Origin of the sequence: Pseudomonas sp. NPDC088414 (genome assembly GCF_044753325.1) — a bacterium.
Lineage (GTDB): Bacteria > Pseudomonadota > Gammaproteobacteria > Pseudomonadales > Pseudomonadaceae > Aquipseudomonas.
The window spans coordinates 37175-61510 of the sequence record NZ_JBIVMY010000022.1; the positions used below are offsets into that span (position 1 = coordinate 37175).

The window sequence follows — 24336 nt, forward strand, 5'->3', positions numbered from 1 at the left end:
CTGTCATCTGGAGCTGACAAGGACTGGTGGGACTTCCTACGACAGTTGGCGTAATGGCCACTTGCCGCACCTGCAACAGCTGAGGCATAACAGCGCAACAACTCGACAAGGATGTTTATCTTGCGCCTCTTATTCCGTGTGCTGACTCTGATCGTGGTACTGCTGGGCTTGGTCCTGGCCGTGATTCTGTACTACGTCGCCAACCCGAAACTGCCCTTCTATACCCCGGCCCGACAGGTGCATTACCTGCAGCAGTGGAGTGAGGAGGAACGCCAGACTTACTACTTCACGCCGCAGGGCACACAGGTCAAAGGCCTGCGTTATGAATGGTTCGAGGCGCTGGAACTGCCCTTCTCACAGCAGCGTTTCGCGTCCCCGGAATACCTCGCACGCTTCGGTTTTCTGGTGGATCCTCAACACAAAGCCACGCCCAACAACCCGGGCAATCTGCCGGTTGGCTTCACCCGCCATCAGAACCCCGGCGGCACCGAACAATTTCTCGATATCACCTGCGCCGCCTGCCACACCGGCGAATTGCGCTTCAACGGCCAGGCCGTGCGGATTGACGGCGGTTCGGCGCAACATGTTCTGCCTTCCAGCGTTCCTACGTTGCGCGGTGGCAGTTTCGGACAGGCCTTGGTCGCCAGTCTGACCTCGACCTACTACAACCCGTGGAAATTCGAACGTTTCGCTCGCACTGTGCTGGGCAACGACTACGACCTGCGCCACGAGCAACTGCGCAAGGACTTCAAGGAGTCGCTGAACACCTTCCTCAAAGTCGCCTGGAACGACACTCATCGCGGCCTCTACCCGACCGAGGAAGGCCCGGGACGCACCGATGCCTTCGGCCGCATCGCCAACGCCACCTTCGGCGACGCGATCTCCCCTGCCAACTACCGCGTGGCCGACGCTCCCGTGGACTACCCGCAGCTGTGGGACATGTGGACCTTCGACTGGGTGCAATGGAACGGCTCGGCGCAGCAACCGATGGCGCGCAACATCGGTGAAGCGCTGGGCGTCGGCGCCACGTTGAATTTCTTCGACAGCAACGGCCAGCCACTGCAGGGCGATGCACGATATGCGTCCAGTGTGCGCGTGCGTGATCTGCACAAGATCGAAGAAACCCTGCAACGCCTGCAACCACCCGCCTGGCCGGAGGATGTGCTGGGTGCTATCGACAAACCGCTGGCCGCCAAGGGGCGAGCGCTGTTTGCCGAAAACTGCGCTGGTTGCCACGTGCCACGCCAGACTCAGGAGGGCGAGCGCTGGGTGCAGCATTTGCACATGCTGCCGGTGGAGGTGATCGGCACCGACCCGAATGCCGCGACCAACATTGCCAACCACCGTTTCGACCTGACGCCGCTGCAATGGGACCTGAAAGAGCTTGAGCAGATGGATGTGAAACTGCATCCGACGCCCACCGAACCACTGAATCTGAGCCAGTTATCGGTGGCCAAGGGCCTGGCCTACGTCACCGCGTTCGTCGAAAACCGCGCCTATCGCGAGGCGGGCGTTACCCCGCAGGAGAAACCGCAACTCGATGGTTTCGGCCTGCCGATCGGCGTACGCGAAAAACTTGCCTACAAGGCCAGACCATTGGCCGGTGTCTGGGCCACCGCGCCGTTTCTGCACAACGGTTCGGTGCCGAGCCTTTATCAGTTGCTGTCGCCGCAGGATGAACGCGCCACCACCTTCTATAAAGGCACGTTCGAATACGACCCGCGCCATCTGGGCTATCGCACCGAAGCCTTCACCAACGGCTTTTTGTTCGACACGCGGATCACCGGCAACCACAACAGCGGCCATGAATTCCGCGCTGGCGAACGGGGTAATGGCGTGATCGGTCGACTGCTGCAACCAGAAGAACGCTGGGCCTTGCTGGAGTACCTGAAAGTGCTGGGCGGACCGCTGGAGGCGCAATTGCCATGATGATCAACTCGTATAAAAAACCATCCCTTCTCGCCCGCATCTGGCTGTGGCTGGGACGACTGCTGGGCAAAACCCTGCTGGCTTTATTGGTGATCGGTCTGCTGGGCTGGGCCTTTGCCTGCGCATGGTTCGCCTGGCAACACCGCGGCCCGGTGTCGACGCAGGAACAGATTCCCGCCGGTGAAGCGGCGATGACCCAGGACGTGATCCAGACCGCCGTACGCATCGTCGATCAACACCGCGAAGGCACTCGCTACCTGCGTGACGCGCATGCCAAGGCCCATGGTTGCGTGAAAGCCGAAGTGACAGTGTTGCCGGAACTGGCAGCAGCGCTGCGCCAAGGGGTGTTCAGCGAACCGGGCAAAACCTGGCAGGCGATGATTCGCCTGTCCAATGGCAACGCCTACCCGCAGTTCGACAGCATCCGCGACGCTCGGGGCATGGCGATCAAACTGCTCGATGTGCCCGGCAAACCATTGCTCGCCGACCGTCAGGAGCGCCACGAGCAAGACTTCGTGATGTTCAGCCACCCGAATTTCTTTGTCAGCGATGTCGCCGAGTATCGTCAGAATGTGGCCGCTCAGGCTGACGGCAAAAAGATCATGGCGTTTTTCCCCGGCTGGGATCCTCGCAGCTGGCAGATCCGCCATTTGTTCATCGCCCTGGCAACCCTGTCGCCACCCCCGAACAGTCCGACCGCGACCACCTACTTTTCGGTATCGCCTTACAAATTTGGCGAGGCCAATGCCAAGTTTCGCGTTGCGCCGGATCCGGACAACTGCCCGGCCTACACCCTGCCCCCACAAAATCACGACCTGCCGAATTTCCTGCGCAGTGCGTTGAACCAGCAATTGTCCACGGACCGGGTGCCGGCGTGTTTTGTGCTGCAGATTCAGCGTCAGGATGCGAACAAGTACATGCCCATTGAGGACACCAGCATCGAATGGCGCGAGCAGGATTCATCGTTTGAAAGCGTGGCGCGGATCACCTTGCCTGCGCAGGACTTCGACACGCCGGCATTGAATCTCGAATGCGACAACCTGTCGTTCAATCCGTGGTTTGGCATCGAAGCGCACCGACCGATTGGCGGGATCAACCGCTTGCGTAAAGCGGTGTATGAGGCGGTGAGCGACTATCGGCACAGCCGCAATGCCGAACAGTGAGGAGACGAGGAGATGATTTGTGGTGAGGGGATTTATCCCCGATGGGATGCGAAGCAGCCCCAGCTTGAAGACTTTGGGCCTGCTGCGCAGGATATCGGGGATAAATCCCCTCACCACAGAGGCATTGCAGAAATTATCAAATCGCAGACAGCAAAAAGCCCGCACTAGGCGGGCTTTCTGTGGTGACCTGGCGTTCAGTGGGTCCAGGTGACCGAATATGGCGCAGCGGACGGGACTCGAACCCGCGACCCCCGGCGTGACAGGCCGGTATTCTAACCGACTGAACTACCGCTGCGCGAAACGCTTGAAACGAATGGTGGGTGATGACGGGATCGAACCGCCGACATTCTGCTTGTAAGGCAGACGCTCTCCCAGCTGAGCTAATCACCCTTCGCTTCGGTGTGGCGCGCATTCTACGGAGCGACCCAACCTCTGGCAAGCACTTTTTTAATTAATTTTCTCAGGCCTTCCAAAGGCTTAGAGAAGGGTTGGCCTATGACCCGGCGAAGACAATAATGCCCCCCTTTGTATAAAGGAGAGACTCACCCCATGTGGTTCAAAAACCTGCTTATCTATCGCCTGACCCCAGACCTGCCTGTCGATGCCGAGGCGCTGGAAACTGCACTGGCCACCAAACTGGCGCGTCCATGTGCAAGCCAGGAGTTGACCACCTACGGTTTCGTCGCGCCATTCGGCAAAGGCGAAGATGCTCCACTGGTGCACGTCAGCGGTGATTTCCTGCTGATCGCTGCACGTAAAGAAGAACGCATTCTGCCGGGCAGCGTCGTACGCGACGCGGTCAAGGAAAAGGTCGAAGAGATCGAAGCGGAGCAGATGCGCAAGGTCTATAAGAAGGAACGCGACCAGATCAAGGATGAAATCATTCAGGCGTTCCTGCCGCGCGCCTTTATCCGTCGCTCGTCGACCTTCGCCGCCATCGCGCCGAAACAGGGCTTGATTCTGGTGAACTCGGCCAGCCCGAAACGCGCCGAAGACCTGCTCTCCACAATGCGTGAAGTGCTAGGCACCCTGCCCGTGCGTCCGCTGACCGTGAAAACCGCGCCGACCGCGGTGATGACCGAGTGGGTCACCACCCAGCAAGCGGCCCCGGACTTCTTCGTTCTGGACGAGTGCGAACTGCGCGACACCCACGAAGACGGTGGCATCGTGCGTTGCAAGCGTCAGGACCTGACCAGCGAAGAAATCCAGTTGCACCTGAGCACTGGCAAAGTGGTCACCCAGTTGTCGCTGGCCTGGCAGGACAAACTGTCGTTCATGCTCGACGACAAGATGACCGTCAAACGCCTGAAGTTCGAAGACCTGCTGCAGGATCAGGCGGAACAGGACGGCGGCGACGAAGCTCTGGGCCAACTGGACGCCAGCTTCACCCTGATGATGCTGACCTTTGGCGACTTCCTGCCGGCGCTGGTGGAAGCGTTGGGCGGTGAAGAGACTCCGCAGGGGATCTAAACCCCTTGCACGCACCTTCTTCTTATAGAGGGTGCCTGAAAAGCAAAGATCGCAGCCTTCGGCAGCTCCTACATTTGGAATGTGTTTTCCTGTAGGAGCTGCCGAAGGCTGCGATCTTTTTGCTGGCACCGTATGCTTAGCTTCCTAACGCTTTCACATAATAAGGAACACGCCATGCGCGCACTGGCTGCACTGAGCCGCTTTGTCGGCAACACCTTCGCTTACTGGGTTCTGATTTTCGCCGTGATCGCGTTCCTGCAACCGGCGTGGTTCTCGGTCTCAAAGGCGCGATCGTGCCGCTGCTGGGGCTGGTGATGTTCGGCATGGGCCTGACCCTCAAACTCGACGACTTCGCCGCCGTTGCCCGCCATCCGTGGCGCGTGGCTTTGGGCGTGGTCGCACATTTCGTGATCATGCCCGGTGTGGCGTGGTTGCTCTGCCAGATCTTCCACCTGCCGCCGGAAATCGCGGTCGGGGTGATTCTGGTCGGCTGCTGCCCAAGCGGCACCTCTTCCAACGTCATGACCTGGCTGGCACGCGGCGATCTGGCGCTGTCGGTGGCGATTGCCGCCGTCACCACCCTCCTCGCCCCGCTGCTGACCCCGGCGCTGATCTGGCTGCTGGCCTCGGCATGGTTGCCGGTGTCGTTCATGGAATTGTTCTGGTCGATCCTGCAAGTGGTGCTGCTGCCGATCGTGCTCGGCGTGGTTGCGCAACGCCTGCTCGGCGACAAGGTGCGCCACGCGGTGGATGTGTTGCCGCTGGTGTCGGTGGTCAGCATCGTGATCATCGTCACCGCCGTGGTGGCCGCCAGTCAGGCGAAGATCGCCGAATCCGGGCTGCTGATCATGGCCGTGGTGATGCTGCACAACAGCTTCGGCTACTTGCTGGGTTACTTCACCGGACGCCTGTTCAACTTGCCCTTGGCGCAGCGCAAGTCGCTGGCGCTGGAAGTCGGCATGCAGAACTCGGGACTGGGTGCGGCGCTGGCGAGTGCGCACTTCTCGCCGCTGGCGGCAGTGCCGAGTGCGCTGTTCAGCGTCTGGCACAACATTTCCGGGGCACTGCTGTCGACATATTTCCGCCGGATGAGCGAGAAAGAAGACCGCGCAACGGCAGCTCAACAGGCTGCCGATTGAGCGCGAACTTGATCCCCGGATTGATGCTCGTCAATATATTGCGCAACGCGGGGACGACCCTGCGGCTCGATCGAGTTATCAATCTGGGGACGGCCCCGTCAATCGATGGAGGTCTCTTATGTCCTGGATCATTCTGTTTTTCGCCGGCCTGTTCGAAGTCGGCTGGGCCGTCGGCCTGAAATACACCGACGGCTTCACCCGCCCGCTCCCCACCGTACTGACCGTTGCGGCGATGGCCATCAGCCTTGGCCTGCTGGGTCTTGCAATGAAGGAATTGCCGCTGGGTACGGCTTATGCGATCTGGACCGGCGTCGGTGCCGTGGGCACGGTGATTGCCGGGATCATTCTGTTTGGCGAGTCGATGGCGTTGATTCGGCTGGCCAGTGTGGCGTTGATCATTACCGGGTTGATTGGTCTGAAGGTCAGCGCTTAAGCCACTGGCCCCATCGCTGGCAAGCCAGCTCCCACAGGGATCTCCGGTGAACACAAATCTTGTGTAAATCCAGAAAACCTGTGGGAGCTGGCTTGCCAGCGATGAGGCCAGCACTATCACCGATTATCTGACGGCCCCGCGCAACGCCCCCACCATCCCCTGCAATTTGGCCGGTTCCGCCGCGTCAACCTCAACCGCCGAACCCGCCACCAACGTCACCCGCGACCACAACCGCTTGAACAGCCCCTTGTTCGGATCGCGGCTGAAGAAACTCCCCCACAACCCCTGCAACGCCAGCGGAATCACCGGCACCGGGGTTTCTTCGAGAATCCGCGTCAGTCCGCCCTTGAACTCGTTGATCTCGCCATCGGTGGTCAACTTGCCTTCGGGGAAGATGCACACCAGCTCACCGTCCTTCAGATACTGGGCAATCCGGGTGAAGGCTTTTTCGTAGATCTGGATGTCTTCGTTGCGTCCGGCAATCGGAATCGTCCCCGCCGTGCGAAAGATAAAGTTCAGCACTGGCAGGTTGTAGATTTTGTAGTACATGACAAAGCGAATCGGCCGACGCACCGCGCCGCCAATCAGCAGTGCATCGACGAACGACACGTGGTTGCACACCAGCAACGCCGCGCCCTCGTCCGGGATCGCTTCGAGATTACGGTGCTCGACACGGTACATGGAATGGCTGAGCAGCCAGATCATGAAACGCATGCTGAACTCGGGGACGATCTTGAAGATGTAGGCGTTGACGCCGATGTTCAGCAGCGACACCACCAGGAACAGCTGCGGAATCGACAGTTTGACCACACTCAGCAACACGATCGAAACGATCGCCGAGACCACCATGAACAGCGCGTTGAGAATGTTGTTCGCGGCAATCACCCGCGCCCGCTCGTTCTCGGCGGTGCGCGACTGGATCAAGGCGTACAGCGGCACAATATAGAAGCCGCCAAAAATGCCGAGGCCGAGAATGTCCACCAGCACCGCCCAGGTGTGCACAAAGCCCAGCACTTCAATCCAGCTGTGGCCGCTGACACTTTCCGGGATACCGCCGGAATGCCACCACAGCAGCAGGCCAAACACGGTCAGACCGAACGAACCGAATGGCACCAGGCCGATCTCGACCTTGCGCCCCGAGAGCTTCTCGCAAAGCATCGAACCCAGCGCAATGCCCACCGAAAACACGGTGAGAATCAGCGTCACCACGGTTTCGTCGCCGTGCATCCACTCCTTGGCGTAGGCCGGGATCTGCGTCAGGTAAATCGCCCCGACAAACCAAAACCACGAGTTGCCGACAATCGAGCGCGACACCGCCGGCGTCTGGCCCAGACCGAGTTTCAGCGTGGCCCAGGACTGGCTGAAGATGTTCCAGTTCAGGCGCATTTCCGGCGAGGCCGCCGCCGCGCGCGGAATGCTGCGACTGGCGAGATAACCCAGCACGGCAATGCCGACAATCGCGGTCGAAACCAGTGGCGCGTAATGGGTCGAGGACATGATGATCCCGGCGCCGATGGTCCCGGCGAGAATCGCCAGGAACGTGCCCATCTCCACCAGACCATTGCCGCCGACCAGTTCATCCTCGCGCAACGCCTGCGGCAGGATCGAATACTTCACCGGCCCGAACAGCGCTGAATGCGTGCCCATGGCAAACAGCGCCACCAGCATCAGCGACAGGTGATCGAATAGAAAGCCGATCGATCCTACGACCATGATCGCGATTTCCGCGAGTTTGATCAGACGGATAAGCGCGTCCTTGGCGAATTTTTCCCCGAACTGCCCGGCCAGCGCCGAAAACAGGAAGAATGGCAGGATAAACAGCAGCGCACACAGGTTGACCCAGATCGAACGGTCACCTTCGATGGTCAGCCGATACAGAATGGCGAGGATCAGCGACTGCTTGAACACGTTGTCGTTGAACGCGCCCAGCGACTGTGTGATGAAAAACGGCAGAAAGCGCCGAGTGCGAAGCAGGTTGAACTGTGAGGGGTGACTCATCTTCCGTGTTTCCCTGAGGTCGGTAGAGAATGGCCTGGATCTGCTTATTGGAATCTCGATCGGCGATCCAGGCCACACCTTACCTAAACTTTTCAGGTTATTTCTTCAACCCTGCAATACAAGGTGAGACAAACAACTCGCCGCGCCAAGCGCCTTGCACGGTGCGTTTACCGACGATCAGCCACATCACCGCCAGCAACGTCACCAGCACGCAGCCCACAACGCTGAAAAAACCGAGGTTCAGCGTGCTGGCGAGCTTGAGGGTCGCCAGTGAATACACGCCCAGCGGGAAGGTAAAACCCCACCAGCCGAGGTTGAACGGGATGCCGTCACGCAGGTAACGCGCGGTGATCAGCAGCGCCATCAACATCCACCACAAGCCGAAGCCCCACAGGGTGATACCGGCGACCAGCCCCAGGCCCGCAGCGATTTCACCGATGCCCGGCAGGCCGTTGGCGGAGAAGATCGCCGGTGCATCAGCGCCCAGCAGCAACATGCCCAACGCACCAGTGCCGATCGGGCCAAGGGCCAGCCAGCTTGAGGCGGCCATGTTTTCGTGGGGCAGTTTATGCAGGGCCATGCGCAGCAACAGGATGGTCAGAATGCTGAACGCCACCGGCAGGGAAAATGCCCAGAGCACGTAACTGGTGGTCAGCACCACCAGTTGCGCGTGGGCATCGACCAGATGCGGCGCGAGCAAGCCGCCGCTGGCCGCTGCCACTTCTGCAGCGACCACCGGCAGCAGCCAGACCGCGGTCATCTGGTCGATGCTGTGTTCCTGGCGGGTAAACATCATGTACGGAATCAACACGCCACAGGCCAGCGACATGGCCACGTCGAGCCACCACAGCACCTCGGCAAGATGAATCACCCCATCGCCCCAGCGTGGCAGACCGAACAGCAGAAAACCGTTGATGATGGTCGCCAAACCCATGGGAATGGTGCCAAAGAACATCGATACCGTGGAGTGACCGAAGATCCGCCGCGCTTCATCGAAGAATAAAATCCAGCGCGCGGCATAGGCGAAGGTAAACAAGGTGAACAACAGAATGTTGAACAGCCACAAACCTTCGGCCACCGCGTGCAACCCTGGGATCGCCACCGGCAATTGCGCCAGCGCCAGGGCAAGCACGCCAGTGCCCATGGTCGCGGCGAACCAGTTCGGGGTGAATTGACGGATCACTTCACGCGGATGCTGAAGTTGGCGGAACGGCTTGATGCCGGGTTTGGCAATGTTGGGGCAAGTCATCATGAACTCCTGTCCTCAGGTGAGGTTGAGTCCATGGTAGAACCTAATCGAATATCTATATAACGGGTAATTTCTCTATCTGTTATCTACTTTACAGATAATAGTCTAGACACTGCCTTCGCTTTCAATCACCAGAATCCGCGCCGCACCCTGCGGATGCGCCACGTGCTCGGTGCCGACCGAGGCGTAGAAGATGTCACCGACCGCAAGCAGCACCTGCTTTACTTCACCTTGGTCGCGATAGTGCATCTGCACTTGACCATCGAGCACCACAAACACTTCCTCGCCGTCGTTGATGTGCCATTTATATGGCTGATCAGTCCAGTGCAGGCGCGTGGTGATGCCGTTCATGTTGGCGATGTCCAGCGCCCCCCAGGCACGCTCGGCGGTGAACGACTTGCTGCGGATAATCTTCATCTGTCGATCCGTGAAAAGAATGCCGGTCAAAGGTAACTGAAAGCCCGACGTTTATGGAGCGCTGCAAGCCTTGACCGTTTGCGGGCGCAGGCTGAGCAACAGCGCGGCGACGGCCAGGAAGATCAATCCGGCACCGTAGCCGTCAGTGGTCACCAGCAAACCGTAAGTGCGGGTCAAATGCCCGGCCAGCAACGCCGGCAAGCAGAACGCCAGATAACTCAGCGCGTAATACGCCGACATCAAACCGGCCCGTTCATGCGCCAGGGCCAACGGCACCAGGCTGCGCACCGCGCCGAGGAAACCCGAACCAAAGCCGCAACCAGCGACCAGTGTGCCGAGGAAAAACAGCGCCAGACTGGCACTGTGCACACCAAGCAGAATCAGCAGCACGCCGACAGGCAGCAGACTGGCGCCGATTTGCAGGGCTTTGCCGGCGGGACGATTGCGCAAAGTGAAGATCATCAGCGCCCCGGTCACGGTCAACGCCGAGACGGTAGCGCCGCCGATCAGGTTCGAAGTCGAGCCGGTGGCGGTGCGCACCAGCGACGGCGCCAGTGAGGCAAAAAAGCCGCCGAGGGCCCAGGTTGCGGTGTTCAGCGGCAGCACACGCCACAAGGTCGAACGCGCCTGAACCGGCACATGCAAGGTCGGCCGCAGCGAAGCCCAGGCCCCGGCTTGTGGAGTGACGCTTTCCGGCAGACGCCAGACATACACCGCCTGCAACACAAACAGCGCCAGCAGCAGCCAGTAGGTCAACTGCAACGGCGCCGGGGCGAATTCGGCCAGCAAGCCGCAGCCCATGCTGCCCAGCGCCATGCCGAGCAACGGTGCGACGCTGTTGATCAACGGCCCTTGCTGGCGATCGGTGTCGAGCAGTGTCGCGCTCAAAACAGCGGTGGCCATGCCGGTGGCAAAACCCTGCAGCACGCGGGCGCTGATCAGCCAGGCAACACTGTCGGCGCTGATAAACAGCAGCATTGCCAGCGCATTGAGCAGCACGGCAGTGAAAATCACCGGTTTGCGTCCCAGGTGATCGGACAGCGATCCGACCGTCAACAGCGCCGCCAGCAGACTCAGCGCATACACGCCGAAAATCAGGGTCAGCACCGCTGCCGAGAAGTGCAGTTGATCTTGATACAGGTGATACAACGGTGTCGGCGCTGTGGAAGCGGCGAGAAAACTCAATAAGGTGATCGCCAGAAAAATCAGGCTGCCACGGTTGGAAGCAAGGCTGGTCATGGGCACACTCCGCAAAAGCTAATTTTTTGCTTTTGCGGAGTGTGCTCTCGGCTTTGGCTTAAAGCAAATTCTTTGTGTTAAGGTCTGACACATGGCTATTAAAGAAGGTTTACGCCCCGGCGGCCGCAGTGCCCGGGTGCAAGAGTCGATTCATTCGGCAGTCCGCGCGCTTCTGCAAGAACAGGAGCGCAGCACGGTGACCGTCCCGCAAATTGCGGCGCGGGCCGGGGTCACGCCGTCGACCATCTATCGGCGCTGGGGGGATCTGGCGGCGCTGCTCGCCGACGTCGCCCTCGCCCGCATGCGCCCCGACAGCGAACCGGCGGTGACCGGTGACCTGCGCGGTGACATCCGCGCCTGGGCCGAGCAATATCTGGACGAAATGAGTTCAGAACCGGGGCGCAACATGATGCGCGACGTGCAGGCCAGCGCCACGCCGGGGTACTGCGTGACGATTCTTGGTGGGCAGTTGCAGACCATCATCGAGCGCCACCCTGACGAGTCGGCGCCGAGCATTGATCGGTTGATCAATCTGGTGGTGGCGCCGGTGGTGTTCCGGATTCTGTTTTCGGCGGCGGCGCTGGAGGTGGATGAACTGCATCGACTAATCGATATTGCTTTGAAACAGGACTGACGCTATCGCTGGCAAGCCAGCTCCCACAGGGTCTGTGGTGTTCACAAAATCTGTGCCCACTGGAGATCCTTGTGGGAGCTGGCTTGCCAGCGATGGGGCCTGACCGGTCACCCCAAAAACCACCCGGTTTCAAACCTGCGACACCCCGCCACGCCACGACCTTGGTCGACACTGACTAACCGCCATACTCATGCGAGACTGTCCGCCCGGGCAGGACTGCCGGGGAGTCTTTTGTCGGGAGTGTTGCATGTCGTTGTCCACCGGGCTGATCGCCGCCGTCGCCCTCGCCTATATGGCCATCATGTTCGCCATCGCCTTCTACGGCGACCGTCGCAGCACGCCGTTGCCGCCGCGGATGCGCGCGTGGGTGTACAGCCTGTCGCTGGCGGTTTATTGCACCAGCTGGACGTTCTTCGGCGCGGTCGGTCAGGCGGCGGAACAGCTGTGGTCATTCCTGCCGATCTATCTCGGGCCGATCCTGTTGTTGCTGGGCGCGCCGTGGGTCCTGCAGAAAATGGTGATGATCAGCAAGCAGGAGAACATCACCTCGATTGCCGACTTCATCGCCGCGCGCTACGGCAAATCGCAATCGCTGGCGGTGGTGGTGGCGCTGATCTGTCTGGTTGGCGTCCTGCCCTACATCGCCCTGCAACTCAAAGGCATCGTCCTCGGCGTGAACTTGCTGATCGGCGCCGGCGCCGACGCCATGGGCACCCGCGCCCAGGACACCGCGCTGATCGTGTCGCTGGTACTGGCGCTGTTCACCATCGTCTTCGGTACGCGCAACCTCGATGCCACCGAGCACCACCGCGGCATGGTGCTGGCGATTGCCTTTGAATCGCTGGTCAAGCTGTTCGCCTTTCTCGCCGTTGGCGCCTTCGTGACCTACGGGCTGTACGACGGTTTCGACGACCTGTTCAACCAGGCGATGCTCGCACCACGGCTTGAGCAATACTGGAAAGAAACCATCAACTGGCCATCGATGGTGGTGCAGACCGGGGTGGCGATGATGGCGATCATCTGCCTGCCGCGACAGTTTCACGTCACCGTGGTGGAGAACATCGACCCGCAGGATCTGCGCCTGGCCAAGTGGGTGTTCCCGGCGTATCTGGCGCTGGCCGCGCTGTTCGTGGTGCCGATCGCCCTCGCCGGGCAGATGATGCTGCCGAGTCACGTGTTGCCCGACTCGTTCGTGATCAGCCTGCCGTTGGCCCAGGCCCATCCGGCATTGGCGTTGCTGGCGTTCATCGGCGGTGCGTCGGCGGCCACCGGCATGGTGATTGTGGCCAGCGTGGCACTGTCGACCATGGTTTCCAACGACATGCTGTTGCCGTGGCTGCTGCGGCGCAACAACGCCGAGCGCCCGTTCGAAGTGTTCCGCCAGTGGATGCTCTCGGTGCGCCGCGTGAGCATCGTGCTGATTCTGTTGCTGGCCTACGTCAGCTACCGCTTGCTCGGTTCCACCGCGAGCCTGGCGACCATCGGCCAGATCGCCTTCGCCGCCGTCACCCAACTGGCCCCGGCGATGCTCGGCGCGCTGTACTGGAAACAGGCCAACCGCCGTGGGGTGTTCGCCGGCTTGGCGGCCGGTACGTTCCTTTGGTTCTACACGCTGATCCTGCCGATTGCCGCTCACAGCCTCGGCTGGTCGCTGAACACTTTTCCCGGTCTGGCGTGGCTGCACAGCAACCCGCTGAACCTGCCGATCACGCCACTGACCCAAGGCGTGGTGCTGTCGCTGGCGGGCAACTTCACGTTGTTCGCCTGGGTCTCGGTGCTGTCGCGCACGCGGGTTTCGGAACACTGGCAGGCCGGGCGCTTCATCGGTCAGGAAATCAGCGCGCGGCCGAGTGCGCGTTCGATGCTGGCGGTGCAGATCGATGATTTGCTGCAACTGGCGGCGCGCTTTGTCGGTGAGGAACGCGCGCGGCAGAGCTTCATTCGTTTCGCCTACCGCCAAGGCAAAGGCTTCAACCCGAACCAGAACGCCGATGGCGAATGGATCGCCCACACCGAACGCTTGCTGGCCGGTGTGCTCGGCGCTTCGTCGACGCGCGCGGTAGTGAAAGCTGCGATTGAAGGTCGGGAAATGCAGCTGGAGGACGTCGTCCGTATCGCTGACGAAGCCTCGGAAGTCCTGCAGTTCAACCGTGCCCTGCTGCAAGGCGCGATTGAGAACATTACCCAGGGCATCAGCGTGGTCGACCAGTCGCTGAAACTGGTGGCCTGGAACCGCCGCTATCTGGAGCTGTTCAACTACCCGGACGGTTTGATCAGCGTCGGCCGACCGATTGCCGACATCATTCGCTACAACGCCGAACGTGGCCTGTGCGGCCCCGGTGAGGCAGAAGTCCACGTCGCCCGGCGTCTGCATTGGATGCGTCAGGGCCGCGCGCACACGTCCGAACGCCTGTTCCCCAATGGCCGGGTGATCGAGCTGATCGGCAACCCGATGCCCGGTGGCGGTTTCGTCATGAGTTTCACCGACATCACCGCGTTCCGCGAAGCCGAGCAGGCGCTGACCGAGGCCAACGAAGGTCTGGAGCAACGGGTCAGCGAGCGTACGCAGGAGTTGTCACAGCTCAACGTCGCGCTGACCGAAGCCAAGGGCCATGCCGAGGCCGCCAACCAGTCGAAAACCCGCTTCCTCGCCGCCGTCAGTCATGACCTGATGCAGCCGTTGAACGCCGCTCGCTTGTTCTCTGCCGCCCTCTCCCATCAGGAAGACGGCTTGAGCAGCGAGGCGCAGCAACTGGTGCAACACCTCGACAGCTCGCTGCGTTCGGCGGAAGACCTGATCAGCGACCTGCTGGATATTTCCCGCCTGGAAAACGGCAAGATCAACCCCGATCGCAAGCCGTTCGCGCTCAATGAGCTGTTCGATACGCTCGGCGCCGAATTCAAGGCGCTGGCCCAGGAACAAGGCCTGAGGTTCCGTGTGCGCGGTAGCCAGTTGCGCATCGACAGCGACATCAAGCTGCTGCGACGGATTCTGCAGAACTTCCTCACCAACGCTTTCCGTTACGCCAAAGGGCCAGTGTTGCTGGGCGTGCGCCGACGTGGCGGCGAACTGTGTCTGGAAGTGTGGGATCGCGGGCCGGGGATTCCGGCAGACAAACAACAAGTGATTTTCGAGGAGTTCAAACGCCTCGACAGCCATCAGACCCGCGCCGAAAAAGGCCTCGGGCTGGGCCTGGCGATTGCCGACGGTTTATGTCGCGTGCTCGGCCATACCCTGCGCGTACGTTCGTGGCCGGGGCACGGCAGCGTGTTCAGTGTCAGTGTGCCGCTGGCCCGGGCGCAGTCGGTGCCGACGAATGCTGCGGTGGAGTTGAACGGCAAGCTGCTCAGCGGTGCGCAGGTGCTGTGCATCGACAACGAAGACAGCATTTTGATTGGCATGAACAGCCTGCTGACCCGCTGGGGCTGTCAGGTGTGGACGGCGCGCAATCGTGAGGAATGTGCGGCGTTGCTGAACGAGGGCGTGCGGCCGCAACTGGCATTGGTCGACTATCACCTCGACCATGGCGACACGGGAACCGAGCTGATGGCGTGGTTGCGCACCAAATTGGGTGAGCCAGTGCCGGGGGTGGTGATCAGTGCCGATGGCCGCCCGGAGACGGTGGCGCAGGTGCATGCGGCGGGGCTGGATTATCTGGCCAAACCGGTGAAACCGGCGGCGTTGCGGGCGTTGTTGAGTCGGTATGTGCCGCTGTAACAATCCCCCCTGTGGCGAGGGAGCTTGCTCCCGCTCGACTGCGCAGCAGTCGCGAAACGGTGAATCAAGCCAATCGGGGATTCAGACTCAAGGGGTGCTTCGCCCCCCCAGCGGGAGCAAGCTCCCTCGCCACAGAATCGAGTTTATTCCGGCAGTTCGACCAGCCCATCGACATCGGTCATCGCCCGCTCCAGCAGATCCGCCGGCAGACTCTTGCTCGCCCGTGCCCCGAGCAACTTGAGCTGCTCACTGCGGCTGACCAGGTTGCCGCGCCCTTCCGTGAGCTTGTTGCGCGCCGAACTGTAGGCCTTGTCCAGCTGTTGCAGGCGATTGCCGACTTCGTCCAGATCCTGAATGAACAGCACGAACTTGTCGTACAGCCACCCGGCCCGCTCGGCGATTTCCCGGGCGTTCTGGCTTTGCCGCTCCTGCTTCCACAGGCTGTCGATCACCCGTAACGTTGCCAGCAACGTAGTCGGACTGACGATCACGATGTTGCGGTCGAATGCTTCCTGAAACAGCGAAGGCTCAGCCTGCAATGCGGCGGAAAACGCCGCTTCGATCGGCACGAACAGCAAGACGAAATCGAGGCTGTGCAACCCTTCCAGACGTTTGTAATCCTTGCCGGCCAGACCTTTGACGTGGCTGCGCAGCGACAGCACGTGCTGCTTGATCGCGATCTGGCCGAGGGTGTCGTCTTCAGCGGCGACGTACTGCTGATATGCCGTAAGGCTGACCTTGGAGTCGACCACTACCTGCTTATCGCCCGGCAGGTAAATGATCACATCCGGCTGGAAGCGCTCGCCGTCCGGCCCCTTGAGGTTGACCTGAGTCTGGTACTCACGGCCCTTCTCCAGCCCCGCGTGTTCCAACACCCGCTCAAGGATCAGTTCACCCCAGTTGCCTTGGGTCTTCTGGCCCTTGAGGGCGCGGGTCAGGTTGGTCGCCTCATCACTCAGGCGCAAGTTAAGCGCTTGCAGGCGCTCCAGCTCCTTGGCCAGCGAGAAGCGCTCGCGGGCTTCGGCCTGATAGCTTTCTTCCACACGTTTTTCGAAGGACTGGATGCGTTCCTTCAGCGGATCGAGCAACTGCCCGAGGCGCTGTTGACTGGTTTCGGCAAAGCGCTGTTCACGCTCATCGAAGATCTTCCCCGCCAGCTCGGCGAACTGCGCGCGCAGCTCGTCGCGCGAGCCTTGCAGGTCGTTGAGACGTTGTTGATGGCTTTCCTGTTGCTCGCGCAGTTCGGCATTGAGTGACGCAGCCTGGGCGTCGAGACGCCGCAATTCGGCTTCCTTGTTGGCGCGCTCGATGTTCCACGCGTGGGAAGCGTCGCGGGCGTCATCGCGCTCGATCTGCAGCAGCTCGACTTCGCGGCGCAGGGCGGCAAGCTCAGCCTGTTTGGCGGCATTGGCCTGGCCGAGGTCGACGATTTCATCGCGGCCGGCCTCAAGCTGGGCGTTGAGCCCGTCCTGCGCCAGTTGCGCCATGGCCAGGCGCTCTTCGAGCAAGGCGACCTCGGCTTGCCGGTCGCTGGCCCGCCGCTGCAGTTGCCAGGCCAGCGCCAGCAGCGGCAATCCCGCGCCCGCCAGCCCCAGCAACACGCTGGTCAAGTCCATAGCCATAGCCACTCCTGCCGATCCGATAAAGCCTGAAGGTTAACCAAGGCGTGGGGCGTTGGACAGCTCAGTCTTCGAGCAGACCGAGTTCCCGTTGTGCACGCCGGTCGCCCGCGCGCGCGGCCTGGCGCAGCAGATCCTGCCCGATGCGCCGATCCCGGGCATTGCCGCACTCGCGGCACATCAATTGGCCGAGACGACTTTGCGCGGCGACGACGCCTTCGCGCGCCGGTTGCTTGAGCAGACGCCCCGCCAGATGCTTGGCATTACGGCTATCGCCCAGGCGCGGGCTGTCGAGCAGCCATTCGGCCACACGCACGGAAAATCGCTTGGGAGGGGTAACACGAGGGTGTTCGGAGGTAACAGAGTCTGATACTGAGCGAAACTTCATAAAACACTGTGGGACAGATCGGAAGGCGCGCCACTCTACTCTCTTTTTCGTACAGGTAAAGTCGAAAAAAACCCGGCACGCCCGTCCTAGAGCAAGCGCTAGGGACAATCCACAGAAGCTGTGGATAACTCAGTGGACAACCGCTCCCGAACCTCCGCAAAGCCTTGTGGAATGGGGCTCGCAGTCAAACTGACGATTTTTTCACCAACAAAAAAAGACGATATTTTTCATTGACTTAAACTTTTGATGCAGGCAGCCATCGAGGTCAGGATTGATATGACAGTGAGGTTACGTCCTGCGCAACTAATGTGCACAAGTACCTGTTACCCGGTTATATCGATGCGCTTTTTTGGCTCGTTTTGCGCCTCGAGCTGGGGACAAGCGGATTGGCGATGGACATGGCTGCACGCTTTTGTGGCGACGGATGGTTTCTTCGCGATCAGCCTCGCTCCCACAATCGGCCCCAGTCCTACTGTGCGAGCCTGCTCGCGAAGGGGCCAGCCCTGCCACCCGTAATCCGCGCCACCGACCGAAACTTTTTTGCCGCCGGGTTTGCATTGCCCAGGACGTTCCGTTACTATCCGCGGCGTTAGTACCAAGCTGAAAGTCAATTCCGGTCGAACACATCCCCACGGTCAACCTTCTTCCCAGAAGCCCTTCACCGAAAAAAGCGGGAACGACCCCTCGATGGTTTCCAGGTAAATCTTGCGCCGACACTGCCTTTGAATGAATGCAAAGGGTGTTGCGAAGAGCACTTACTCTGACCGAACCAACCTGCAAATTGATCAGGATCTTCACCCCGGGCCCAGAACCTTTGCCCTCGATGTGTTGCCTGTCCTCCTAAGTACCTACCTGCCAGCCCAAGCGCGCCAACTTATCAGCGCTTCAAACTGGCTGCTTTGTTCCAGTCGGGTTCTTTGTTCGACCAATGGTGGTCGACATTACTGGAACGTTTTAACGTTGCACGGTTCTTATCCGTGTCATTTGTAGGAACACCTAATAACTATGTCTACTCAAATCCAGACTCAGGATGCCATTCGCACCCTAACCAACGCTTTTGCCCCAATGAACTGCCTGATCATGGCCGCTCGCAAAGGCTGCTTCAGCTTCACCGTGGTCAATGAACACGGGATCGCTCGCCACAGCGAGCGTCTGTACCCTGATCAGTACTCCAGCGCCGAACCGCTGCAGGCCATTATTGATCGTACGCGTCAGGCCTTGATTGCCTGAGAGCCGAAAAGGCTGCAAAAGCAAAAGCCCCGCACACAATGCGGGGTTTTTTATTGCCCGATATTTCGCTTTTAGCCCTTCACGCCTAAGCACCTTCGGATATAACGCTTGTGGCTCGCTGGCGGAAATATTTTAAAAACAGGCCTTTACGTCGCGAATATGACACTACACTTCAACTCAAGCAGCTTGATCCGCTTCCGGCGAGCCTGAGTCGAATCACCGCTGCCAAAGCCCCTTCAGGTTTCGCCGCCCCATTACAAGAATCGAGGGCATTATGGGTATCGCTGCCAGCGAACTGTGTCGCTACGTGATCCGTCCCACACTGATTTATCTGGGACGTCACTGCGCAACCGCCGAATCCCTGCTGCTGGGGATAGCGGCCAGCCAGTCCGCCCTCGGTTCCGCCTTGCATGACCGCCGTGGCCACGGCCTCTACCGGATTGCCGAGCACCGTCACCAGGCCCTTTGGGATCATTATCTGGCGCTCGATCCGGAGCGTGCCAGCCTGGTTCGCGGCTTGGCCAGCCAACATGCCTTTCTCAGTGGCCCGCACCTGGAATTGACCGTCAACCTGCGTTACGCCACCGCCATTGCCTGGCTGCTGGTGGAAGAACGACACCCCACCCTCCCCGAACCCGACGATCTGCTGGGCATGGCGCGAATCTGGCGTCAGACCTTCCAGCCGCAAGGTCGTCTGCGCGACTTCACCTACGCCTGGCAAACCTGTGTTTCACCGGTGAATCAGGTCGCGTGTTAACTGGCGAGTTTTAGAAGATCGCTCAACAGGTCGCCAATCTGGTCGGATTGTCCTACAAAACCGCTCTAACTCAAGCCATAGGGACTATAGCGCTGGAACGAAAATGTTGGTAATTTTCGCCCCGGTGATCACCAGGAGTTCTAATAATGAAAAAAGTCATGCTCAAAACCACCCTTAGCCTCGCCGTTACCATGGCATCCACCCAGATCTTCGCAGCTGGCTTTGCCATCAACGAACACAGTATCAGCGGGATGGGCACTGGTTACGCTGGGCGATCCTCTTCTGCCGACGATGCAAGCACTGTTTATGGCAACCCTGCCGGCATGTCGCGCCTCACGCGCGAACAGGTCACCGGTGGTGTTGCATTCCTCGATGCCAAAACCGATATCAGCGACGCCAGCTCCAGCCCTAACGGCGGCAGCAACAAAGGCGACATGGTGCCCTTCACCTCCGTACCTATGGGCTTCTACGTCAAACCGATCGACGAGCATTGGGCATTCGGCCTCGGCGTATACGTGCCGTTCGGCCTGATTACCGACTACGAAAAAGGCTTTGCCGGCCGTTACTTCGGCAGCAAATCCGAAGTACAAGTCATCACCTTCCAGCCGACTGTCAGCTACAAGTTCAACGACGTGGTGTCGATCGGTTTCGGTCCGACCATCAACCGCATCGACGGCACGCTGGAATCCAACCTGTCGATCACTCAGGCTGCGCCGGACGGCAAGGTCAAGATCAAGGGTGACGACACCGCACTGGGCTATAACATCGGCGTGCTGGTACAAGCCACTGACACCACTCGTCTGGGTCTGACCTATCACTCGAAAGTCGATTACAAGCTCGAAGGCAACACCAAGGTCAACTACGGCGTATTGGGCGCCGTCGGCCTGGGCGCCCAGCAGAAGTACGACGCTTCGCTGAAGATCACCACCCCTGAATCCGTGGACTTCTCGGTCACTCAGGCGATCAACGACCGCTGGAACGTTTACGCCGGTAGCACCTGGACCCGCTGGAGCCAGCTGGAAAAGATCACCGTCAAGAACTCCGGCGTGCAGCCGCTGCTGGCCGGTCAGTTCGGCGAGATCACCGAAGACCAGAACTGGCACGACTCCTGGGCTTACGCCGTGGGTACTTCGTACCAGTTGAACAAGGAATGGGTACTGCGTACCGGTCTGACCTTCGACCAGTCGCCGACCAACAACGTCGACCGTTCGCCACGCATTCCTACCGGCGACCGCACGATCTTCAGCATCGGTGCCGGCTGGAGCCCGACCGACGACCTGACCATCGACGTCGCTTACTCGTACCTGAAGGAAGAGTCGGTCAAGGTCCACAACCAGAACGATCGTGGCCAGACCTACGACGCCAAGTATGAAAACTCGGCGAACGGCTTCGGTGTTGGCGCTACTTACCGCTTCTGATGCTGCACGGCGAGGCTAAACCCTCGCCCACAGAAAAGCCCCGCTCTCTTTACAGAAAGCGGGGCTTTTTAATGCCTGTTCAAACACCACAGATCAAATGTGGGAGCGGGCTTGCTCGCGAATGCGGTCTGACATCCAGAACAAGTGCTGAATGATCCGCAGCCTTCGCGAGCAAGCGCGCTCCCACAAAAAGCGTGTGTTATCAGTTGAGGGGTTTTGAGGCAATGGCCTTCTCGACTGCCGCAATAAACTCCGGGTCATCCGGCTTGGTCAGGCTGGAGAAATTGGCAATCACCTTGCCTTGCCGGTCGATCACATACTTGTAGAAATTCCACTTCGGCGCGCTGCTCTGTTCGGCCAGCACCTTGAACAGATGAGTAGCGTCGTCGCCACGAACTTTCTGCGGCTCGGTCATGGTGAACGTCACGCCGTAGTTGGCGTAGCAGACCTTGGCGGTTTCGGCGCTATCCTTGGACTCCTGCTTGAAGTCATTGGACGGCACGCCGAGCATTTCCAGGCCTTGCGCCTTGTAATGCTGATTGAGCGCTTCGAGGCCCTCGAACTGGGGGGCGAAGCCACAGAAACTGGCGGTATTGACCACCACCAGCGGCTTGCCGGCGTAGCGTTGACACAGATCGACGGAGTCCTTTGCGCGCAACTTCGGCAGCGAGCCTTGCAGCGCCTCCGGACAGTCAGCGGCCTGGGCCAGTCCGGTCAACGCCATCAGCAACGCGGGTACAGCACACCAGCGCATGAGCATGTCGGGGCATCCTTGAGCAGTCATCAGGCCCCGACGTTACTCGCCCTCCAAGCCTACAGGCAAGCGCCCAGGCCCAACTGCATCAACGCCAGGCCGCCCTGATGCCAGCCCCACCACACCAGCGCCAGCAACAGCGCGCCGAGTGCGGTGATGGCGATTCGCGGCCAGGAGCGCTTCATACGGCGCCAACAGCCGGCTGCAGACGCGCCACCGGACGCTCGCGCACCGGCCAGTTCAGCGCGGCCGCCAGCAGACTCAGGAGAATCGCCACTTGCCAGATCAAGTCATAACTCCCGGTACGGTCATACACCACCCCACCCAGCCAGCCGCCGAGGAACGAACCGAGCTGATGAAAGAGGAACACGATACCGCCGAGCATGGACAGGTTACGCACGCCAAACAAGGTCGCCACCGTGCCGTTGGTCAACGGCACCGTCGACAGCCAGAGGAAACCCATGGCCATGCCGAACAAGTACGCCGAGGTCGTCGTCACCGGCAGCCACAGGAACAGCACGATCACCACCGCACGCAGCAGGTACAACGCGGTCAGCAGACGCGGCTTGGACATGCGCCCGCCGAGCCAGCCGGCGGTGTAAGTACCGAAGATATTGAACAGCCCGATCAGCGCCAGCACTGTGGTCCCGACGGTCGCCGGCAGATGCTGATCGACCAGATAAGCCGGCAGATGCACACCGATGAACACCACCTGAAAGCCGCAGACAAAGAAGCCGAACGCCAGCAGCCAGAACCCCGAGTGCGAACAGGCTTCGCGCAGGGCTTCGGACAGGGTCTGCTCGTGGCCCAGCACCGGCAGCGGCTTGTCCTTGAGCATGCTCACCAACGGCACAATCATCGCCACCAGCAGCCCCAGTACCAGCAGCGCCGCCGACCAGCCGAGCCAGCCGATCAGGCCTAGAGTGCCGGGCAGCATGGCGAACTGCCCGAACGAGCCGGCAGCACTGGCGATGCCCATGCCCATGCTGCGTTTTTCCGGCGGCACCGCACGCCCGACCACACCGAGAATCACCGAGAACGAAGTGCCGGACAGGCCAATGCCGATCAGCAAACCAGCACTCAGCGAAAGGCTCAATGCCGAATCGGACAAGCCCATGAACACCAGACCCAAGGCATACAGCACGCCGCCGACCAGCACCACTTTCGCCGCACCGAAACGGTCAGCCAAGGCGCCAGTGAACGGCTGCGCCAGACCCCAGATCAGATTTTGCAAAGCGATGGCGAAGGCAAACACTTCGCGCCCCCAGCCGAATTGCGCGCTCATCGGCGACAGGAACAGACCGAAGCCGTGTCGCACGCCCAATGACAACGCCAGAATCAGCGCACTTCCCAGCAAAACCCAACCGCACGTACGCCACATCGATGTCATTGTTATTCTCCGTTCGCGGGTATATACCCGCTTAAATCCGGAAAAACCGGCCCTCAGGCCAGTTCGTCCAACAGTCGCAGCAAGGTTTCACGCTTCTCGGCGCCCAGGCGATCAATCAATCGCTGTTGCGCCGCTTCCCAGGCCGGCAGGGCCGCCGCAAGACGCTGCGCACCGGTTTCGGTGAGCCGGACGATGCGGTTGCGCATGTCCTCGCCCTCGGCCAGCGCCACCAGACCTTCGCCTTCGAGCACCCGCAGGTTGCGCCCCAGGGTACTGCGATCCAGGCCCATGGCTTCGGCCAGCTCCGAGATGCTCGGTTGATCCAGACGCTGCAGGTTGCACAGCAAAGAATACTGGGCAACGTTGATCCCGAAGCCGTCGAGAGCGCCGTCGTAATGCCTGCTGACGCCACGAGCGGCGCGACGCAGGTTGGTGCACAAACACTGAGAAGGAAGCATGATGCGTGTATATACCCGCGACTGTGTTAAATCAAGTTACACATGAGTTTATCAATAAGGTTTGTGGCGTCTGACACACCGCCTTCGCTGGCAAGCCAGCTCCCACAGTTTTTGCAAGTGATCAAAAAATCTGCAAACGCCCCCAATACCTGTGGGAGCTGGCTTGCCAGCGATGAGGCCAGACCAGGCAACATAAGTATTCAGACCAACACCACCCCAACCAACACCGCCATTTCCAGCAACTCCAGCAACGCCCCCGCCGTATCGCCCGTAGTCCCGCCCAACCGCCGCATCATCACGTGCCGTAGCCAGACAAACCCGACGAACGCGACAACCAGCGCAACAATCGCTTTCACCCCGCCGACCAACAAACAACCCAGCGCACTCGCCCCAAGCACCCACCAGCCGGCTCTGCGCGGCAGATGATCAGCCAACGCCTGCCCCAACCCACCCGCCCGCACATACGGCGTGGTCAGAAACAGCCCCAGCAACGCCGCGCGCCCCAGCAGTGGCACGATGATCAACATCGCTGCGTGCCCCTGCTCGATCAGCGCCAGCAACGCGCAGAACTTCAGCAGCAACACCAACACCAGCGTCACCACCGCGATCGGCCCGCTGCGCGGATCCTTCATAATCGTCAGCGTGCGCTCGCGATCACCGAAACCACCGAGCCAGGCATCGGCGCTGTCGGCCAGTCCGTCGAGGTGCAGCGCGCCGCTGAGCAGCACCCACACCGTCAGCAACAGCGCCGCATGCAACAACGACGGCGCGCCGGCCAATACCAGGTTGAATACCCAGAGGATCACCCCGAACAGCAACCCCACCAGCGGATAAAACAACAGCGAACGCCCGAGCTGTTGCGGCTCCGGCATACCCGGCAGACGAATCGGCAAACTGCTGAGAAATTGCAGGGCGATCCACAGTGGCAGCATC

Annotated in this window: 20 protein-coding genes, 2 tRNA genes and 1 pseudogene; 10 read left to right on the top strand and 13 right to left on the bottom strand. The window is 60.4% G+C overall.

Features of this window, described 5'->3' with window-relative positions; genetic code table 11:
- Positions 1–120: 120 nt before the first annotated feature.
- A complete protein-coding gene (locus ACIP8I_RS18475) occupies positions 121–1929 on the top strand; it encodes a di-heme-cytochrome C peroxidase (protein ID WP_400762891.1) in 1809 nt (602 codons plus the stop codon).
- Positions 1926–3092, top strand: coding sequence for a catalase family protein (locus ACIP8I_RS18480; protein ID WP_400762893.1), 1167 nt, complete (start codon positions 1926–1928; stop codon positions 3090–3092). Before ACIP8I_RS18475 ends, ACIP8I_RS18480 begins: the two co-directional genes overlap by 4 nt.
- Before the next feature lie 218 nt (positions 3093–3310).
- On the opposite strand, the gene ACIP8I_RS18485 is transcribed toward ACIP8I_RS18480, so the two are convergent.
- Together ACIP8I_RS18485 and ACIP8I_RS18490 are read right to left on the bottom strand one after the other, a co-directional pair.
- A tRNA-Asp gene (locus ACIP8I_RS18485) sits at positions 3311–3387 on the bottom strand.
- A 19-nt stretch (positions 3388–3406) separates the two neighbouring features.
- A tRNA-Val gene (locus tag ACIP8I_RS18490) sits at positions 3407–3482 on the bottom strand.
- Between the two features lie 159 nt (positions 3483–3641).
- On the opposite strand from ACIP8I_RS18490, the gene rdgC reads away from it, so the two are divergent.
- From rdgC to sugE, 3 genes and pseudogenes are all read left to right on the top strand, one after another.
- The gene (gene rdgC / locus ACIP8I_RS18495; protein ID WP_400762894.1) at positions 3642–4562 is read left to right on the top strand and encodes a recombination-associated protein RdgC; all 921 of its coding nucleotides are present in this window, start codon (positions 3642–3644) and stop codon (positions 4560–4562) included.
- A 174-nt stretch (positions 4563–4736) separates the two neighbouring features.
- Positions 4737–5701 (top strand): annotated as a pseudogene (locus ACIP8I_RS18500) (bile acid:sodium symporter family protein).
- Positions 5702–5819: 118 nt separating this feature from the next.
- The gene (sugE, locus tag ACIP8I_RS18505) at positions 5820–6134 is read left to right on the top strand and encodes a quaternary ammonium compound efflux SMR transporter SugE (protein WP_003223093.1); all 315 of its coding nucleotides are present in this window, start codon (positions 5820–5822) and stop codon (positions 6132–6134) included.
- Between the two features lie 123 nt (positions 6135–6257).
- Here the strand turns inward: sugE and ACIP8I_RS18510 are convergent, their stop codons facing one another.
- The 4 genes from ACIP8I_RS18510 to ACIP8I_RS18525 form a co-directional block, all read right to left on the bottom strand.
- A complete protein-coding gene (locus ACIP8I_RS18510) occupies positions 6258–8132 on the bottom strand; it encodes an MFS transporter (protein ID WP_400762896.1) in 1875 nt (624 codons plus the stop codon).
- Positions 8133–8229: 97 nt separating this feature from the next.
- Entirely contained in the window at positions 8230–9381 is a 1152-nt protein-coding gene (locus tag ACIP8I_RS18515; RefSeq protein ID WP_400762898.1) for a TDT family transporter, read from the bottom strand.
- 105 nt (positions 9382–9486) lie between these two features.
- Positions 9487–9798, bottom strand: coding sequence for a cupin domain-containing protein (locus ACIP8I_RS18520; RefSeq protein WP_007962922.1), 312 nt, complete (start codon positions 9796–9798; stop codon positions 9487–9489).
- Between the two features lie 51 nt (positions 9799–9849).
- Positions 9850–11037 carry an MFS transporter gene (locus tag ACIP8I_RS18525; protein WP_400762900.1) on the bottom strand — a complete coding sequence of 396 codons (1188 nt, stop codon included), beginning with the start codon at positions 11035–11037 and terminating at the stop codon, positions 9850–9852.
- 91 nt (positions 11038–11128) lie between these two features.
- Between ACIP8I_RS18525 and ACIP8I_RS18530 the strand changes: the two genes are divergently transcribed.
- The gene (locus ACIP8I_RS18530; protein WP_367083907.1) at positions 11129–11671 is read left to right on the top strand and encodes a TetR/AcrR family transcriptional regulator; all 543 of its coding nucleotides are present in this window, start codon (positions 11129–11131) and stop codon (positions 11669–11671) included.
- 247 nt (positions 11672–11918) lie between these two features.
- On the top strand, positions 11919–15389 hold the full coding sequence (locus tag ACIP8I_RS18535; protein WP_400762902.1) for a NahK/ErcS family hybrid sensor histidine kinase/response regulator: 3471 nt from the start codon (positions 11919–11921) through the stop codon (positions 15387–15389).
- A gap of 143 nt (positions 15390–15532) precedes the next feature.
- Here ACIP8I_RS18535 and rmuC read toward each other — a convergent pair whose 3' ends face one another.
- Together rmuC and ACIP8I_RS18545 are read right to left on the bottom strand one after the other, a co-directional pair.
- Positions 15533–16897: a DNA recombination protein RmuC gene (gene rmuC, locus ACIP8I_RS18540; RefSeq protein ID WP_177325716.1), complete on the bottom strand. Its 1365-nt coding sequence runs from the start codon at positions 16895–16897 to the stop codon at positions 15533–15535.
- A 175-nt stretch (positions 16898–17072) separates the two neighbouring features.
- A complete protein-coding gene (locus ACIP8I_RS18545) occupies positions 17073–17396 on the bottom strand; it encodes a sel1 repeat family protein (protein ID WP_081730279.1) in 324 nt (107 codons plus the stop codon).
- Positions 17397–18401: 1005 nt separating this feature from the next.
- Here ACIP8I_RS18545 and ACIP8I_RS18550 point away from each other — a divergent pair.
- The 3 genes from ACIP8I_RS18550 to ACIP8I_RS18560 all read left to right on the top strand — a co-directional run bounded on the left by ACIP8I_RS18550 (position 18402) and on the right by ACIP8I_RS18560 (position 20801).
- A complete protein-coding gene (locus ACIP8I_RS18550; RefSeq protein WP_007962908.1) occupies positions 18402–18626 on the top strand; it encodes a hypothetical protein in 225 nt (74 codons plus the stop codon).
- A 274-nt stretch (positions 18627–18900) separates the two neighbouring features.
- Positions 18901–19383 (top strand): hypothetical protein, encoded by a 483-nt coding sequence (locus ACIP8I_RS18555; protein ID WP_400762905.1) that lies wholly within the window; start codon positions 18901–18903, stop codon positions 19381–19383.
- A gap of 146 nt (positions 19384–19529) precedes the next feature.
- Positions 19530–20801 (top strand): outer membrane protein transport protein, encoded by a 1272-nt coding sequence (locus ACIP8I_RS18560; RefSeq protein WP_367083904.1) that lies wholly within the window; start codon positions 19530–19532, stop codon positions 20799–20801.
- Positions 20802–21003: 202 nt separating this feature from the next.
- On the opposite strand, the gene ACIP8I_RS18565 is transcribed toward ACIP8I_RS18560, so the two are convergent.
- The 5 genes from ACIP8I_RS18565 to ACIP8I_RS18585 all read right to left on the bottom strand — a co-directional run bounded on the left by ACIP8I_RS18565 (position 21004) and on the right by ACIP8I_RS18585 (position 24335).
- Positions 21004–21561 (bottom strand): glutathione peroxidase, encoded by a 558-nt coding sequence (locus ACIP8I_RS18565; RefSeq protein ID WP_400762907.1) that lies wholly within the window; start codon positions 21559–21561, stop codon positions 21004–21006.
- Between the two features lie 53 nt (positions 21562–21614).
- Entirely contained in the window at positions 21615–21740 is a 126-nt protein-coding gene (locus ACIP8I_RS18570; protein WP_007962901.1) for a hypothetical protein, read from the bottom strand.
- On the bottom strand, positions 21737–22945 hold the full coding sequence (locus ACIP8I_RS18575; RefSeq protein ID WP_400762909.1) for an MFS transporter: 1209 nt from the start codon (positions 22943–22945) through the stop codon (positions 21737–21739). Before ACIP8I_RS18575 ends, ACIP8I_RS18570 begins: the two co-directional genes overlap by 4 nt.
- 53 nt (positions 22946–22998) lie before the next feature.
- Positions 22999–23403 carry a MarR family winged helix-turn-helix transcriptional regulator gene (locus tag ACIP8I_RS18580; RefSeq protein ID WP_007950413.1) on the bottom strand — a complete coding sequence of 135 codons (405 nt, stop codon included), beginning with the start codon at positions 23401–23403 and terminating at the stop codon, positions 22999–23001.
- Positions 23404–23603: 200 nt separating this feature from the next.
- Entirely contained in the window at positions 23604–24335 is a 732-nt protein-coding gene (locus ACIP8I_RS18585; protein ID WP_400762911.1) for an adenosylcobinamide-GDP ribazoletransferase, read from the bottom strand.
- Position 24336 lies beyond the last annotated feature (1 nt).

Bases quoted from the DNA above. Each gene is read 5' to 3' on its own strand.
- ACIP8I_RS18585 (WP_400762911.1), bottom strand. From the start codon at position 24,335: ATGCTGCCACTGTGGATCGCCCTGCAATTTCTCAGCAGTTTGCCGATT.
- ACIP8I_RS18510 (WP_400762896.1), bottom strand. From the start codon at position 8,132: ATGAGTCACCCCTCACAGTTCAACCTGCTTCGCACTCGGCGCTTTCTG.
- rdgC (WP_400762894.1), top strand. From the start codon at position 3,642: ATGTGGTTCAAAAACCTGCTTATCTATCGCCTGACCCCAGACCTGCCT.
- sugE (WP_003223093.1), top strand. From the start codon at position 5,820: ATGTCCTGGATCATTCTGTTTTTCGCCGGCCTGTTCGAAGTCGGCTGG.
- ACIP8I_RS18580 (WP_007950413.1), bottom strand. From the start codon at position 23,403: ATGCTTCCTTCTCAGTGTTTGTGCACCAACCTGCGTCGCGCCGCTCGT.
- ACIP8I_RS18575 (WP_400762909.1), bottom strand. From the start codon at position 22,945: ATGACATCGATGTGGCGTACGTGCGGTTGGGTTTTGCTGGGAAGTGCG.
- ACIP8I_RS18535 (WP_400762902.1), top strand. From the start codon at position 11,919: ATGTCGTTGTCCACCGGGCTGATCGCCGCCGTCGCCCTCGCCTATATG.
- ACIP8I_RS18480 (WP_400762893.1), top strand. From the start codon at position 1,926: ATGATGATCAACTCGTATAAAAAACCATCCCTTCTCGCCCGCATCTGG.
- ACIP8I_RS18560 (WP_367083904.1), top strand. From the start codon at position 19,530: ATGAAAAAAGTCATGCTCAAAACCACCCTTAGCCTCGCCGTTACCATG.
- ACIP8I_RS18565 (WP_400762907.1), bottom strand. From the start codon at position 21,561: ATGCTCATGCGCTGGTGTGCTGTACCCGCGTTGCTGATGGCGTTGACC.
- ACIP8I_RS18530 (WP_367083907.1), top strand. From the start codon at position 11,129: ATGGCTATTAAAGAAGGTTTACGCCCCGGCGGCCGCAGTGCCCGGGTG.
- ACIP8I_RS18550 (WP_007962908.1), top strand. From the start codon at position 18,402: ATGTCTACTCAAATCCAGACTCAGGATGCCATTCGCACCCTAACCAAC.
- ACIP8I_RS18515 (WP_400762898.1), bottom strand. From the start codon at position 9,381: ATGACTTGCCCCAACATTGCCAAACCCGGCATCAAGCCGTTCCGCCAA.
- ACIP8I_RS18545 (WP_081730279.1), bottom strand. From the start codon at position 17,396: ATGAAGTTTCGCTCAGTATCAGACTCTGTTACCTCCGAACACCCTCGT.
- ACIP8I_RS18570 (WP_007962901.1), bottom strand. From the start codon at position 21,740: ATGAAGCGCTCCTGGCCGCGAATCGCCATCACCGCACTCGGCGCGCTG.
- ACIP8I_RS18525 (WP_400762900.1), bottom strand. From the start codon at position 11,037: ATGACCAGCCTTGCTTCCAACCGTGGCAGCCTGATTTTTCTGGCGATC.
- ACIP8I_RS18555 (WP_400762905.1), top strand. From the start codon at position 18,901: ATGGGTATCGCTGCCAGCGAACTGTGTCGCTACGTGATCCGTCCCACA.
- ACIP8I_RS18520 (WP_007962922.1), bottom strand. From the start codon at position 9,798: ATGAAGATTATCCGCAGCAAGTCGTTCACCGCCGAGCGTGCCTGGGGG.